Origin of the sequence: Streptomyces sp. TRM68416 (genome assembly GCF_014596915.1) — a bacterium.
Taxonomy (GTDB): domain Bacteria; phylum Actinomycetota; class Actinomycetes; order Streptomycetales; family Streptomycetaceae; genus Streptomyces.
The window spans coordinates 54221-69060 of sequence record NZ_JACVWU010000035.1 but is presented as its reverse complement, the minus strand read 5'-3'; the positions used below and the strand labels follow the sequence as shown (position 1 = coordinate 69060).

At 71.4% G+C, this 14840-nt stretch carries 13 protein-coding genes; 11 read left to right on the top strand and 2 right to left on the bottom strand.

The features are described 5' to 3' along the window. Positions 1-13 precede the first annotated feature (13 nt). Both ICC28_RS37080 and ICC28_RS37075 read left to right on the top strand, forming a co-directional pair. Positions 14-1162, top strand: a complete 1149-nt coding sequence (locus ICC28_RS37080) for a hypothetical protein (protein WP_188293244.1) — start codon at positions 14-16, stop codon at positions 1160-1162. An 84-nt stretch (positions 1163-1246) separates the two neighbouring features. Next, the gene (locus ICC28_RS37075; protein ID WP_223190498.1) at positions 1247-1591 is read left to right on the top strand and encodes a hypothetical protein; all 345 of its coding nucleotides are present in this window, start codon (positions 1247-1249) and stop codon (positions 1589-1591) included. A 672-nt stretch (positions 1592-2263) separates the two neighbouring features. On the opposite strand, the gene ICC28_RS37070 is transcribed toward ICC28_RS37075, so the two are convergent. Both ICC28_RS37070 and ICC28_RS37065 read right to left on the bottom strand, forming a co-directional pair. Next, positions 2264-2716: a hypothetical protein gene (locus tag ICC28_RS37070; RefSeq protein ID WP_188293243.1), complete on the bottom strand. Its 453-nt coding sequence runs from the start codon at positions 2714-2716 to the stop codon at positions 2264-2266. A 78-nt stretch (positions 2717-2794) separates the two neighbouring features. Continuing rightward, positions 2795-3838, bottom strand: a complete 1044-nt coding sequence (locus ICC28_RS37065) for an NlpC/P60 family protein (RefSeq protein WP_317454165.1) — start codon at positions 3836-3838, stop codon at positions 2795-2797. A 495-nt stretch (positions 3839-4333) separates the two neighbouring features. On the opposite strand from ICC28_RS37065, the gene ICC28_RS37060 reads away from it, so the two are divergent. The 9 genes from ICC28_RS37060 (at position 4334) to ICC28_RS37020 (ending at position 14739) form a co-directional block, all read left to right on the top strand. After that, a complete protein-coding gene (locus ICC28_RS37060) occupies positions 4334-4810 on the top strand; it encodes a hypothetical protein (protein WP_188293242.1) in 477 nt (158 codons plus the stop codon). A gap of 5 nt (positions 4811-4815) precedes the next feature. Continuing rightward, positions 4816-5085 carry a hypothetical protein gene (locus tag ICC28_RS37055; RefSeq protein ID WP_223190496.1) on the top strand — a complete coding sequence of 90 codons (270 nt, stop codon included), beginning with the start codon at positions 4816-4818 and terminating at the stop codon, positions 5083-5085. A gap of 9 nt (positions 5086-5094) precedes the next feature. Then, positions 5095-5886, top strand: a complete 792-nt coding sequence (locus ICC28_RS37050) for a hypothetical protein (RefSeq protein ID WP_188293240.1) — start codon at positions 5095-5097, stop codon at positions 5884-5886. Then, positions 5883-7412, top strand: a complete 1530-nt coding sequence (locus tag ICC28_RS37045) for a hypothetical protein (RefSeq protein WP_188293239.1) — start codon at positions 5883-5885, stop codon at positions 7410-7412. Before ICC28_RS37050 ends, ICC28_RS37045 begins: the two co-directional genes overlap by 4 nt. After that, a complete protein-coding gene (locus ICC28_RS37040; RefSeq protein ID WP_317454164.1) occupies positions 7409-8860 on the top strand; it encodes an SCO6880 family protein in 1452 nt (483 codons plus the stop codon). Before ICC28_RS37045 ends, ICC28_RS37040 begins: the two co-directional genes overlap by 4 nt. A 4-nt stretch (positions 8861-8864) precedes the next feature. Continuing rightward, on the top strand, positions 8865-10457 hold the full coding sequence (locus tag ICC28_RS37035) for an ATP-binding protein (protein WP_188293238.1): 1593 nt from the start codon (positions 8865-8867) through the stop codon (positions 10455-10457). Next, entirely contained in the window at positions 10454-12199 is a 1746-nt protein-coding gene (locus ICC28_RS37030) for a type IV secretory system conjugative DNA transfer family protein (RefSeq protein WP_188293237.1), read from the top strand. Before ICC28_RS37035 ends, ICC28_RS37030 begins: the two co-directional genes overlap by 4 nt. Further along, positions 12189-12773, top strand: a complete 585-nt coding sequence (locus tag ICC28_RS37025) for a DUF4913 domain-containing protein (RefSeq protein ID WP_317454163.1) — start codon at positions 12189-12191, stop codon at positions 12771-12773. Before ICC28_RS37030 ends, ICC28_RS37025 begins: the two co-directional genes overlap by 11 nt. 1132 nt (positions 12774-13905) lie before the next feature. After that, positions 13906-14739 carry a hypothetical protein gene (locus tag ICC28_RS37020; protein ID WP_188293236.1) on the top strand — a complete coding sequence of 278 codons (834 nt, stop codon included), beginning with the start codon at positions 13906-13908 and terminating at the stop codon, positions 14737-14739. Positions 14740-14840: the final 101 nt, after the last annotated feature.

The following is a 14840-nucleotide window of genomic DNA, read 5'->3' as shown; positions in this document are numbered from 1 at the left end:
GAGGGGAGCGAACATGACGATGCCGACGCCGGAGGAGCGGCCCGGGGAGGCCTTTGCGGAGGCCGCCGCCGAGGCGGTGCAGACCTCCGTGATGGCGTTCCGTCTGGTCATGGCCATCGCGGATGCGGTGCGCCGTCAGCAGCAGAAGAAGGCCGGGAAGGAGGACGAACTCCCGGACGCTGAGAAGGCGGCGGCGGAGGCTTCAGAGGAGGTCAAGAAGTTCCTCCCGGATGACATCGCCGCGGCGTTGCTGGAGGGAGCCGACTGGCCCCAGCTCGCCCAACAGCTCACGGCGCTTAAGCGGGCCGGGGTCGACCTGGAGACGATGCTGCCGCGCGTCGGCGAGATCACCGTGACGGTGCGGGATCAGGTCGCGGCGAACGCCGAGAAGGTCAGGCGCGAGGGCACCGAGGAGTGGGCGAAGGCGCTGCGGGAGACGCTTCCGGCGGGACCGGTACGGGAGGCGATCCTGTCCTCCCCGGCGTGGCCGGAGATGGCCCGGACGATGGCGACGCTGAACGAGCGCGGAGTCGACGTGCGGGCGATCCTCGCGGCCGCGCACGAGGAGGGCGTCGGCGTCGACCAGGCGGTCGCCAAGGTGCTCGCGGCGGCGGAGGTGCCGACCACGAGCCGGGACGCGACGCTGTCGTACGGGCCGCTGACGGTCGGCCTGGACATCCCCAAGGATCTCGACCTGGGGGACCGGGAGCGGGCCCTTCGGCAACTGTCGATCTCGCCCTCGGAGAACCAGAAGTTCGCGCGCATGGTGCGCGAGGCGATGCCCGGCGCGGAGCGGGAGGCGGACCTGCTGATGTCGGCGCGTCAGTGGCCGCTGGTGGCCGCGCGGATGGCCGACATGGAGAGCAAGGGGCAGCCGGTCGCGGAGCACCTTGCCCGGCTGTCGAAGGACACCTCATGGCAGGAAGGTCCGCAGTCGCAGGTGGGGCGGCGACTGGTCCAGGCCGTCAACGACGCGCTGCGCAAGCCCGTCGGTACGCCGGCGGGGCCGGGGTCGAAGGTGAGCACGGCGGCGGCCCGGGCGACGTCGCCGAGCGTGGGCCCTACTAAGGCGTCCGCTTCCAAGGCGGCGGCGCCTACCGAGTCGGCGGCGGCTCCGCACCGGCAGGCCGGGCCTGCTTCGGCCCGGGGCAAGACCCGGTAGGCGCCTGGGAGGTGTGGTCGCCCGGCGGGGTGGTTGTCGCCGGGCGGCCGTGCCCGGGCGGAAGGGACCGGGGTTGCATGGGGCATGAAGCGATGGGTGATGATCCTGGTTCCGGCCGTTGCGGCGGCCGCGTTGGTCGGCGAGGCCGTGACGGTGCCAGAGGCTGCGAAGGCGGCTTCGTGCACCGCCAAGTGGGAGGTCACGTGGAAGAAGGTCGCGGTCCGCAAGCCCGCGGCGAACCAGCTGGTTGCCCGGCCCGACTCCCGCGTTGTCCGCTACCTGTACCGCGGGGACGTGGTCACCTCGTGCTATGCCGCTGTGGCGCGTACCGAGAGCGGACCGGCCTACACCAAGTGCGGCCGTGGCGGAAACCTGTGGCAGATCGTGCGCGGAGGCCAGGTGCCGCAGACTTGTTTGAAGCGAGTCTGATGACCGCGCTGAGAACCCATCTTTGAACCTTTGCTGATCTTGTACGTGCGCCCCGGTGGGGGCGCTTGGTTCGAGATCTCAGCGACTGGCTTACTCGCAAATACGGTGGGGGTCTGCGACGGATAGTCGCAGTCGGCCGCCCTGCTGGGACAGGGCCTGCGACCAGATATCCACGATGTCGCGCTGGGCCCGCAGGGGACGGGCCCAGAACGCGTCCGGGTGCTCTGTGGAAGGCGTGGAAGGCCACGGCTCGGCGCGAAGCGCAGCGCAATCTTCGGCACTGGGATTCCGCGCGGTAAGGACGAGCGCGAGGTAGCCGACTCGGTGCCCGGGAAGCGGGAGTGGGTTCTCGACTGGGAAAGGGATGGAGTGCGGGTCCCGCTCCTGTGTCCAGAGCTGATGCGCTTGCAGGATGCGCCCCAGGCGCGTCGTGCCGTCCGGGAGTCGCACCGTGTAAACCGTGGTGCTGCCATCCCTGATGGTGTTGGGGTGGATGGCACCTGCCAGCACCTGGCGGATGCTCCTCCGCCGGCGAAAGGCTGGATTAGCGCGGATCTGTGCGTGAGCAATAGCCATGTTCACTCGGTGCCTCCTCAAGAGCCCCCAAGGTATCGGTCTGCACCAACAGTCCCAGGGGCAGAGATAGGTTCTGAAGACCCTCGGCCGGAGAGGTCAGGGACGGCTGGCCGGGGCTGTCAGTGCTGGCGCGTAGTGGCGCGTCAGGCGAGCGGCGGCTTCGGCGGGGAACAGGGCGAGATTGCCCTCGTACGTGACGGGCGTGCCCGGCACCGGTTCGAGGTAGAGGTCGATGGGCTGATCCGGGTCGTCCTTGACCAGGGCGACCGTGATGGGGCACGACGGCGGTCCGTCCTCGTCCCTTGGCGCGATGCCGTAGTTGCACAGCACGTCGCCGTCTCGGTCGACCACATGAACGGCTGTGGCACTGAGCGCCGCGACGCGGCTGAGGCGCACGCTGGTGCCCAGGCCGCTCGTCAGCAGGGCCGCCAGTTCGGCAGTGTGCGGCGCAAGGGCTACCCCCTCGGGGGATTGCGGGCGCGGCGAGAGCCTGCCAGCCTCCAGAGTGAGCATCCTGCGGCGAGCGCGGATGCGGATCTTCAGTCCCACGGTGCCTCTCTCCACTGCCCGAACCGGTCGACTTCAGTCTTCCAGGGGCAAGGGCCCCGCACGCCGCTTCCGTTGCGTTCAGGGGCGGGTGGCGCCGACGTAGTCTCCCTGTGGCATGGCCGAGGTCAGGGGGGCGACTTCCACGGTGCGGCCGGTGCGCGGTGCGTGCAGGACGTTGCCGTCGCCTGCGTAGATCGCGACGTGGTAGATGGCGGCGCTTCCGCCGCGCGACCAGAAAAGCAGGTCGCCGGGTTTGAGGTCGTTGCGGGAGACGGGGCGGTGGGAGGTGGCGCCGTACTGCGCGGCCGCGGTGCGCGGCAGTTTCGTCTTGGGCCAGTAGGCGTACTGGACGAGGCTGGAGCAGTCGAAGCCGACCGTGCTGGATGCGGAGCACCGGCCGCCCAGGTAGCCGTTGGTGCCGTCGCAGAACCCGGTGGAGGGGCCCTGGGGGCCGCCGCCGCCCCATGCGTAGGGGGTGCCGATCTGGGTGGCGGCCTTGCGCAGGGCGTCCGCGCCGGTGCCGGACCCGGAGACCTCCAGCAGGCCGGGGCCCTCGAAGCGCGGCATGGTGGAGAGGATGATCTCTACGTAGTGCTGCGTCTCGGCGTAGGGCGGGACGCCCTGGTACTGCTCGACGGCGCCCCATCCGGCGTTGTATCCGGCCAGGGCCAGGGCGCGGATGTCGCCGCTGTAGCCGGAGGACTTGGCCTGCTTGAGCAGGGAGCACATCATGCGGCCCTGTGCCATGACGGCGTCGCCGATGTCCCAGGGGGAGGCTTCGCCGTTGCCGTCGTCGTCCCGGCCCCAGGTGGCCCAGGTGCCGGGCATGAACTGGGCCGGTCCCTGCGCGCCGGCGTGGCTTTCGGCCGTGGGCTGGAATCTGCTCTCCTGGTAGAGCTGTGCGGCCAGCAGGGACGGCGTCATGGCGGGCTCGGTGCAGGCCCGGTCTGCCTTGAGGATCCATCCGCGGTACTCGGCGGGGACGCCTTGCAGGCCTTTGCCCCCGTCGGTCGCTTCGTCGGCCGAGGCGTTGTCGTCGGCGATCACCACGCCCATGACGGCGAGCGTCACCAGCAGGACGAGTCCTATCGTCGCGGCGGCAGCTCCAGCGAGCACCTTCACGCGCTTTCCCCCCGTGTGTTCTCTCTTTGCTGTTGTGCCAGTCGTGTTGCCGTACTAGATCACGAGCTGTTCGGTGTGTGCGCCTCCATTGGGTGGGCCCGGTCCGTGCCCGAGATCACGGTTCGCGTAGGGTCGGTGACGGTCTGGCGTGAGGGGGCTTCGCGCAGCGAAATGCCGCCCTGTTCATTTCGTTTGGTGAATTTGAGGGCGTTTTGAGGGCCGTGGGCGGTTCGGGGTGTGGCTGATGGGTGCGGATGCGGCGGCGGGCCGGGTGGCGGGGGTCCGGCCGGGGGAGCGGGCTGCTTTCTTGCTACAACCACTTCTTTGTGGGCGAAGCCCGCATTGCCGCGCATTGCCGTAGAGCGACATCGGTGACCTGACCTCCGGCTGCGCGAAAAGAACACCCTGTGTTGACAGGGGTTCACGCTAGCCTCAGTGGTCCCAAGAACCCAATATCGTGACTTAAGCAACAGGCACACAGGGGGAGTTGCGGCCTTGACCACCCAACCGGTGATTACAACCCCGGGCACCGGCACACCGGTTGTGCTCCGGTACGCGCTGATGCCCGTGGACGGAAACGGCATTGCAGTGGCGACGGTTGCCGCCATGCTCGACCACGGCGCCGGCGGCACGCAGGCCCGCGTCCTGGCGCCGGGGGAGGTTCTGCCCTACGGGACCGTGCCGGTGCTGGTGACCGATACGACGGTGTACGGCGTGACGCGCCTGGAGGAGACCCTGCTGCGCTGGGGGCCGCTGCCCAAGCCGTGGCTGGTGTGGGTGTCCGATGCTCCCGTGCGTCCCGTGCAGGACGCCCGGTTCACGGTCCGGGCCCTGGAGGGGCGCCTGGCCGGTGTCGCGCGTCTGCCGTACCTGCCGGTGCTGCGTGCCGTTAAGGGCCCTGACGAGGCCCTGGAATACAAGGACGTCCAGGCCGCGGCCGCCAGGCTGCGGCGCACGATCGAAGGGAAATGAACACCATGGCGAACCTTGCGGCGCTCATCCCGGGAGCGAAGCCCACGCCCATCCCGGGGATGGACGGCCCCGTGGCCGAGATTTTCGGGTACGGGCTGTGGCTGATCGTCCTGGCCGGAGTGGGCGGGGTCGGCTTCGGCGTGTTCAAGCTCGCCGTCTCCGACAAGAGCCGGAACAACAACGGCAGTGAGCCCTTCAAGTGGATGGGCGGGGGAGCCGCGGCAGTGATCTTGTCCAGCTCGCTCATCGCCATCCTCAACGGCATCGCGGGCTAGGCGGCGGGCGTGGGACGCACCAGGGGGACATGGAACACCAAGGGCACCTGGGCCGCGGGCATTGCGCTCGCCGCCCTGCTCGCCCTCACGGGTGTCGCGGTGCTCGGCGGCGGCGACGAGGACACGGACGCGCCGGGCAAGGGCGGATCGAGCGCGAGCGCGTCCGCCTCCCCGGGCCCGTCGGCGACGTACGCGCCGCCGGAGCAGTGGACCGAGCCGGACTCGTGGGCCGCGCTTCCGCGGGGGAAGCGCACCGACGACCACGGCAGCCCGGTCGGGTTCCCGAAGAGCACCGAGGGCGCGGTGGCGATGATGGCGGCCGCCAACACGGTCCGTATCGGGCCGGAGCGCGACGCGGTCGACGAGCAGGTGCGGCTCTACCGCTCCTACGTCGCCGAGGCCGACCAGAGCGACGAGGCCGCCGAGACCGTCGAGCTGCGTGCGGTGCAGACGGACAAGCAGCTGCACAAGAGTCTGGGCGTGCCGGTCGGCGAGCCGCTGCCGGCCGGCGCCTACATGCGCGCCACCGTGGTGGGCTACAAGGTCATCGCCGAGTCCGGCGACCGGGTCAGCGTGTGGCTGCTGACCCGGACGGTGCAAAAGGGCGGCGAGACGGTGAAGGAGTCCGGCTCGTACACGCGCACCCTGTCCGGTGCGGCATGGACCGGCGGCGACTGGAAGCTGTCCGGACCGGCGGTGGCCGAGGGCCAGCAGAAGGCCGGTGAGGAGCCGGAGATGGCCGCGCCGGGCGACGAGGCCTTCAACCGGGCAGGGTGGACCGCCATCCGTGAGGCGTCGTGAGACGTCGGCTGGCCGCCCTGCTGCTCACGCTGGTGGCGGTGCTCGGGCTGGCGCTGTCCGTACCGGCCCCCGCGGCAGCGCTTCCCGGTCCCGGCGACCCGATCGAGATCGGATGCCGGGTGGGGTCCAGCTCGATTCTGGACGTGCTGCCCGGCATACCCGGCGGGGGCAGCGGCAGCATCACCGGCTCGGATCTGTGCCAGGAGATCGGTGACGCCGCCGAGAAGTCGATGAAGGAGCCGTGGAAGGCGGTCTGGGAGAGCATCCTCGGCGACATCGTCGAGTCGGCCGCCGACGCGGTCAGGTGGATCATCAAGAAGGTTCTGACGGTGGCCCTGCTGGGGCCGTCGCTGGATCTGGAGGCCACCGGCCTGTTCGGGCGGGACGCCACGCTGGCAGGCATGCTCACCTGGCTCGGGCTGGTCATCGCCACCGCCGGGGCGATGTGGCAGCTGGGCAAGATGGCCCTGACCGGCCAGAGCAAGCACCTGGGCAGGGCGGCGCTGGGGTGGGTGGAGAACCTGTTCCTCTCGGCCCTCGGCGTCGGCATGGTCGCGCTGCTGCTGGCCGCCGGGGACGCCATGACGGCCGGGCTGGTCAACGCCACGTTCAAGGACGACGGGAAGGCCTACGAGACGATCGTGGCCGTCCTGGTGCCCGCCTCGATCTCCAACCCCATCACGATGGCCTGCGTCGTCGGCGTCCTGCTGCTGATCGGGTTCATCCAGCTGATCCTGGTGTTCCTGCGGCAGTCCGCCATCCCCATCCTGTGCCTGCTGCTGCCGGTGGCCGGCGGCGGCCGGACCGGCGGGGACACCACCCGCCAGTGGGCGCCCAAGCTGATCACCGCTGTGTGTGTGGTGATCGCCTACAAGCCCATCCTGGCCGTGATCATCTGCACCGGGTTCGCCGAGTTCGGACACTCGAAGACCCTGGCCGAATGGCTGCGCGGCTGCGCGACGCTGATCCTGGCGATCCTGGCACCGGGGCCGCTCACCAAGATCTTCGCTCCCTTCGGGGCGGCGGTCGGCGGGGGACTGAGCACAGGCGGAGCCGCCAGCGGACTGTCGGCAGCCGCGGGCTACTTCGCCGGCAAGAAGAAGCAGAAGGACAGCAACGGCGGCGAGGCCGACAGCGACGGAGGTGACGGCCCGACGGACGCCGTGACCCACTCCCGCTACGTCGAGCGGCAGATGCGCAGCCAGGGCCAGGGCGGCGACGGAGCTGCCGGACAGGACGGCGGCCGGGGCGACGCCCAGGCGCAGGCCGCCCGCAACGCGGCCGGATCCCGCGTGCCCGGGCAGACCGGCGCCCAGGGCGCCCCGGGCGGCGACGCGGCAGCGGCCGCCGGTACCCCGTCCGGGGCTGGCACGAGCGGCACCACCCCAGGGGCCGCGGGCGGTGCTACGCCGGGCCGGGCCACCGCCGGTGCGGGCGTGGCCGCTGCCGGTATCCAGGTCCTGGACGGCGTCAACGACACCGTCCAGGGCGCCAGTGACCAGATGAGCGGGGGGAACCAGCAGTGACAGCCCATGAAGTGCCGCAGGCCTTGATGGTCGACGGCTTCCGGGCCCGCCGCAGCTTCGGCTTCGGCGGCCTGTCGCGGACCGCGACGATGATCGCGGCCGCCGTGCTGACCGCGGACGGCCTGATCGCCAATCAGATGCCGTTGTCGCTGCTGGTCACCCTGCCGCTGACGTTCGCCTTCTTCGCACTGGCCGCCGCCCGCCGCCACGGCATGTCCGCCCTGTCCTACTACTGGGCCAAGGTCGCCTGGAAGCGGGCGGCGCGCTTCGACGCCACCTCCTACCGGCGGCTGCTGCTGCCCCACCCGTATGCCCTGGACCTCCCCGGCGTCGGCGCGAGCAGCACCCTGATCAGGGCCCACGACCCGACCAGCGGGCGGCCCGTCGGTGTCGTCCACGACCGGGCGACCGGCCACATGACGGTCACCACTCTGCTCGCGCCGGGCGGCAGCCTCATGGCGCCCACCGCGGCGGTGCAGAGCAGCCTGCGCACCTGGTCGTCCGTGCTGGACGCGATGAGCACGGACGACCAGGTCAAGGGGGCGAGCGTGACCATTCAGATCACCCCCGGCGCCGGAGAGGCGCTCGGGGATGACGTGAAGGCCCGCACGGACCCGGGCGCGCCCGCGCTGGCGAAGCAGGTCGTCGCCGACCTGGTGCGCACGACCCCGCACGCCACCGCGAGCGTGGCGCCGTGGATGAGCGTCACGGTGGACCCGAACGCGTCCGCCAACCCGCCGGAGGGCCTGGCCGAGCAGGTGGCCGAGGCGCTGCGGGTGGTGGACTCCCTGGACCTGTCCGGCACGGGCACGGACATCGAGCGCAGGGCCAGCGACGTCGACCTGCGCCGGATCGTCCGCAGCGCCTACGACCCGGAGGTCTTCAACGCCCGCGACGCGGAGTTCGCCGATCTGTCGTGGTCGGAGTGCGGGCCGCAGGCCGCCGACGACGACTGGGAGACCTACGCCCACGACGGCGGGGTGTCGGTGAGCTGGGTGCTGCGGGAGATGCCGCGCCGTCCCATCCCCTACTCCGTGCTGCTGCCGCTGCTGGCCCCCGGCCGCTACCAGCGGCGCATCACCATCGCCTACCGCGTGCTCGACCCGTTTGAGGGCGAGGCGGTGCTGGAGCGCGAGATCTCCCACGCCCGGCAGCGCGAGCAGGCGACGGCCGAGGTCAAGGGCCGCGCGAAGTGGAGCCAGCGGGCCGACTCCCAGCGGGCGGAGAAGGCCGCCGCCCAGGTGGCCGCGGGCGCCCAGGTCGTCGACTGGACGCTGATGGTGACCGTCACAGCCCGCAGCACCGCCGACCTGCCCGCCGCCCGCCAGGAGATGGCCCGGGCGGTCAAGGCGACCCGCGGCATCCGGATGCGGCCCGCCTACGGCGCCCAGGCCGCCGTGTTCGCGGCCGGTCTGCCCCTTGGCTACTCCCCGCTGGTGAAGGACTGACGCGATGGCACGCAAGCCCAAACCGGTGCCGGTGACCACGCCCAAGCGCGTGGTCAAGCAGGTCGAGCAGGGCCCGACGCGTGAGGAGCGGCGGGCCCAGAAGAAGCTGAAGGAGCGCTACGCCCCGCGGCTGGGCTGGGGCGGCCGCTTCGGCGGCCGCGCGCCGGTCGAGGACACCGGCACCGTCTACACCGGGCCGACCAGCCAGGCCGGCGGCATCTACCCCTTCCTCCTCGGCAGCGGCCTGCCGCCGCGCGGCGTGCCCGTCGGCAGGGATCTGCTGACCGGCGAGCTGGTGTGTATCGACCCCAGCGGCTGGACCGGCAAGCTGACGACCAACCCGGGCGTGTGGGTCATGTCCCAGCCGGGCGCGGGAAAATCAGCGCTGGTCAAACGGGTGTGCATGGTCTACACGGCGTACGGGTTCATGACGTGCGTGCCCGGCGACGTCAAGGGCGAGTACTCCGAGATGATCCGTGAGCTCGGCGGGTCGGTGGTGCGGATCGGTGACGGCATCGGCCGCCTGAACCCGCTGGACTCCGGCCCGCTGAAGGGGCGCGTGCAGTCGCTGACGGCCAAGCGGCGCGAGGCGCTGCTGGACGTCCTCAACGGCCGGCGCCTGGAGACGCTGGTCGCGCTGCTGTCGACCAAGCACGGACTGGGCCGGTCCCCCGACGAGATCGAACGCTCGGCGCTGGACACGGCCGTGCAGGTCGCCTCCGCCGCCCAGGAGTCGGGCAGTGACCCGGTGGTCGCCGACGTCGTGCGGGTGCTGCGGGCGGCGCCCGAGGAGCTGCGCAGCAAGCTCGCCGCGGACGGCGAGCGGTACCAGGACCTGACCAGGTCGGTGATCGCCGGGCTCGATAATTTGATCGGAGGTCCGCTCAAGGGGCTTTTCGACGGGCCCACGACAACCCCCCTGGACATCGCCGCCCCGGCGGTCTCGGTAGACATCTCCGCCCTGCGGGCCCGCGGCAACGACGTGGTCAGCGCAGGCATGATCGCGACGTGGGCGTACACCTACAGTGCGATCGACTCCGCCCGCAGCATCGGCCTGATGGACCGCTCGCTGGTGCTGCCGATGGACGAGATGTGGCGGGCCCTGCGTTCCGGCCCCGGTCTGGTGGACGCCATGGACGCCATCAGCCGCCTGAACCGGACCACCAACGACGTGACGATCTACGTCACCCACTCCCTGCTGGACGTCGAGGCGCTGCCGACCGAGCAGGACCGGGCCAAGGCGCGCGGCCTGATGGACCGGTGCGACACCTGGGTGATCGGCGCGTCCTCGGAGGAGGAGCTGGGCCGGGTGACCGGCAAGCGGTCCCTCACCGAGCAGGAGCGCATGATGATCGGCTCGTGGTCGTCGGCGACCAGTACCGGGCTCGACATCGACCCGACCTACGACGACGCCGATACCGCCGCGCCCGTGGAGGAGGAGAGCGCCCGCCACCCGGGCCGCGGCAAGTACCTGATCAAGATTGGCACCCGGCCCGGGATCGCGGCCGCGCTGGAGCTGACGGCCACGGAGCTGCGGCTGTACCGCACGGACCACAACCGCCGCCGGATGACCGCTACGGGAGGCGGAAGCCGATGATGACGGACAACGACCGGGCATGGGCGGCCGGGGGCATCCTGCTCGGCGGCGCCGTGACGCTGTCCGCGGCGACCTGGGCCGGTGCGGCCGCCGGCGCGGTCGTGACCGGGGACGAGGCCGCCCCGTTCCCCACCTCCCTGGTGGGGGCCTTCCAGATGGCCACCGACTGGTCGACGGCGTGGCCGCACTCGCAGACCGCGTCCGTCGTCGGCGCCACCGTCGCGGACCTGGCCGTCCTCGTGTTCCTCGTGTGGGGCCTGCGCTGGGCGTTTCGCTGGTTCCGGAACCCCTCCAGCCTGGCCACGCTGCACCAGGTTCGCGAGCTGACGCCGAAGCACGCGGCCCGCACCGCCACCCGGCTGCGGGCCTCCTTGAAGGGCACCAAGCCCAAGGAACTCCCGGCCCGCGACCGGGGCGTCCTGCTCGGCGACCACATGCCGTCCGGCATCGAGCTGCGCGGCTCCGACGAGGACACCTACGTCGCCATCATGGCGCCCCGCGCAGGCAAGTCGACCAGCCTCGCCATCCCGGTGGCGGAGGAAGCGCCCGGCGCCCTGCTGATGACCAGCAACAAGGCGGACGTCTACGCCGCCACGGTCGGCTCCCGCGCGAAGGTCGGGCAGACCTTCCTGTTCGACACCCAGGGCGTCGCGCAGGCCGAGCGGGACGTGTGGATCGACCTGGTCGCGCAGGCCGAGACGCTGGAGGGCGCCGAGCGGCTGGCCTCCCACTTCGTCAACCAGATCACCAGCGAGCAGGCCGATCCGTTCTGGAGCCAGGCGGCCGGAGACCTCCTCACCGGCCTCTACCGGGCCGCGTGGTGGGAGGGCGCCACCGTCCGCGAGGTGATGCGCTGGCTGTCCGACCCGAAGGAGAAGGCCCCGCTGCGCGTGCTCTACCAGCACGAACCGGTGCTCGCCGAACAGGTCGACTCCTCCATCAACATTGCCGAGGAGACCCAATCGGGGATCTACCAGAACGCGCGTACGGCCATGTCCGCGCTGCGCGACGAGAAGGTCCTTGCGTGGGTCACCCCGGACAAGCACCGGATGCGCTTCGACCCCGAGGCCTTCGCCACCAGCACGGACACGCTCTACCTGCTGAGCAAGAAGGGCGGCCCGTCGAGCGCCCTGGTCGCCGCGGTCGCCGACGCGGTGTTCACCGCCGCCGCCGAGGCAGGCGAGCGCCATGGCGGCCGCCTGCCCGAGCCGATGCGCGCCGTCCTCGACGAGGCCGCCAACATCTGCAAGATCGCCGACCTGCCCGACCTCTACAGCCACCTGGGATCGCGCGGCATCACGCCGTTCGTGATCCTCCAGAGCTACCGCCAGGGCGTGAAGGCGTGGGGCGAGGTCGGCATGGACGCCATGTGGAGCGCAGCCACGAAGAAGGTCATCGGTGTCGGGATCGACGACGCCAAGTTCGCCCAGGACATCAGCAGCCTGACCGGCGCGCACTACGTCGAGCGCGGCTCCTACTCCAAGAGCAAGGACGGCGGCAGCCGGAGCTGGAGCGAGCAGCGCGAGCAGGTCCTCGACCCCGCCGAGATCCGCGCCATGCGCAAGGGCACGGCCCTGCTGATGTCCACCGGCATGCCGGTCGCGCAGATCAGCCTGCGCCCCTGGTACGCGGAGAAGGCGATGGCGCACATCGGGCCGCAGATGCGCGAGGAGGAGGCCGCCATCACCAAGCGCGCCGTGGGCGCCTACGAGCTGCGGAAGGCGACGCGCAGTGGCCGATGATGCCGAGGACATCCCGGAGCTGGACGTGCCCGTCGGCATGTTCCAGGACATCGAAGACCTCAAGGCCCAGGTCGCCAGCCTGAAGACCCTGGTCAACCAGCTCACCGCGGGAGAGGAGGGAGAGCCGGGCGAGGCCCTGGCCGACGAGGAGGAGACGGCCGGCGGGGAGACCGCCGCCGAGGACGAGTGGCAGTACCCGCCGTTCATCCTGCTGCTCGACCCGCCGCAGTACGACGACGAGCTGAGGGCCCTGATCGAATGGGTCGAGGGCGTCCTCGTGCCCGGCTACCTCGCCGAGCCGTCGGCCGATGCCCGCTGGTGCCACCTCTGGTTCGAGCACCCCGTCGCCGTCGCCCGCCTCCACGCATGCTGGCTGGCCTGGCAGGAACTCACCGACCCCGCCACCTGCGGATACACCGGCCCCAGCGTCTGGCACCGCGACCACCTGGACCCCTGCGTGCGCGAACTGCGCGGCTCCAGCGGCCCCTTCGGCGGATGCACCAAGGGAGAGCATCAGATCGGCCACCGGATGCCCATCACCGTTCCCAGCGCCTGGAGGCACGCCGATGACTGACGAGGCGAACCCGGTGACGTACTGGGCCTGGTCGGTGCGGTTCGACGCGATGACGGCCACGGGGCTGCGGAAGGTCGAGGGACCGCGCGCGGGACTGCCGCAGTCGCTGGTGCCGGGCATCCTGGAGGACCTGTACCGCGAGGCGCCGCAGCTCCGCGAGCAGGAGCATCACGACTTCTCTGCAACGGAGATCAGCGCGACGGAGTATCGCGCCCGGGAGGCCGAGCATCTGCAGGCGCTGGTGGACGGGCCTAGCCAGGTCCCCGTCAACCCTGGGGTTGATAGGCGTTGGGTCTCGACCGCCTGCGCGGTGGACCCATGCGAGGCTGCGGCACCAGCCTCAGCTGATCAGCGCTTCTTGGGGCTTTCGTCTTGGCGCCATCGGGGTGGCAGGCCCGTGTGCACGCCTACCCCCAGGTCTGACGGCACAGATCCACGATCTCGGAGGACGCAACTCCGTCCGCCTGGCGGCATAGATCGCGCATCTGCTGCGGCTGCGGCTGCGGTCGGGCCGGCGGCGTCTTCGGGGCCGGGCGCTGCGCCTTCGGTCGGGGCTGTGTGCGGGGCTGCGCGGGGCGCTGCGGCACGGCCGGGCGGACGCGGGGTGCGGGCCGCTGCGGGGGAGCCTCGGCGCGGGGCCGCTGCGGGGGAGCGTCGATGTGCCGCTCGGGAGCGTGGTCCCGAGCGTGCCTGGGCTTGCTGCGCGGCCGGTCGGGCCCGGTTCGCACCAGAGCGGATTCCCCGGAGGGAGGGGCAACCGGCAGGAGGGGTGAAGGCGATTGCGGCCGGTCGGGAGCGGCCGGGCCCCGCGCGCCCTGCGGGCGGTCGTTCGCCGGAGGGGCGCCGGGCGTCACCGTGGTGCAGCCCGTGACGCTCAGCAGGGCCAGGAGCAGGGAGGCCAGCGGGCGTGATCGCACCGCCCCACTGTGCGCCACCGCGGGCGCCGGCGGGCGGCACCGCGCGGCCGGTCACTGCAAGGAGGGACCGATCCAGGGAGTCTGTTGACGCACCCCTATCCGCCCCCTGGTGACGGCTCGGCCAGCCGCCCAGTGGACCCGAGTTGGGGCAGTGTGCCGCCAACTCACCCCAGAAACTCACCTCTTAAGAGGTGAGTTTTGGCTAGGGTGGAGCCATGTCTACCGAAGCCGTCGCCGTCATCCCCGAGCCCGCGCCCGCCCCGTCTCTGGAGGTCGTGCCCGACCTGCCCGCCGAGGTCACGGTCGCCAAGATTGCCGCCGGAGTCACCTCCGCCCTGGTGGACGCCTGGGGCGCGATCCGCGCCCGCCACCCGGATGTCCCCGAGGCGGTCATCAGCATGGCCACCGGCGGCCGCGTGAGCGCGGTCGAGCTGGCGCACTTCGCGCCCCGCCGGTGGAAGCTGCGCGAGGGCGACGAGCGCCACCACGAGGTGTTCGTCACCGCCGAGTCGCTTGCCGACGGCGCCCCCAAGGTCTTCGGCTACCTCGTGCACGAGGCCGTCCACGCGGCCAACGAGGCGCGCGGCGTCAACGACTGCTCCGCGAGCCAGTATCACAACAAGGAGTTCCGGAAGACGGCCGAGGCCATGGGGCTCGTCCAGCGCCCCGACGTCAGCGAGAAGTGGAAGAAGAAGTACGGGTTCGCCGGTACGGAGCTGGGGGACGAGGCGGCGAAGACGTACGCCAAGGAGATCGCCGCACTCGACAAGGCGATGCGCGCCACCCGCACCCCCGACATCTTCGCTACCCGGACCCGAGGCGGCGGCGGGAGCAAGGGCGGGACCACCGACGATGCGGACACCGCAGACGCCGGCGGGGACGGCGAGGCGCCGACCGGGAAGAAGGAGAAGGAGGACCGCAACTACGTCAAGGCGGTCTGCCAGTGCGAGCCGCCCGCCGTCATCCGGGTGTCCCCGAAGACGCTGGAGCGCCGCAACATCATGTGCGGCGACTGCAAGGAGAAGTTCGCGCCGGAGGAGTCCGGCTGACACAGGTGGTCTATCTGGCCAGATAACCCGCGGGCCCCGGCGGTCCCCTTTCGAGGGGGAGCCGGGGCCCGCGTCGTCGTGTTCCTCACCGCCGTGGTGCA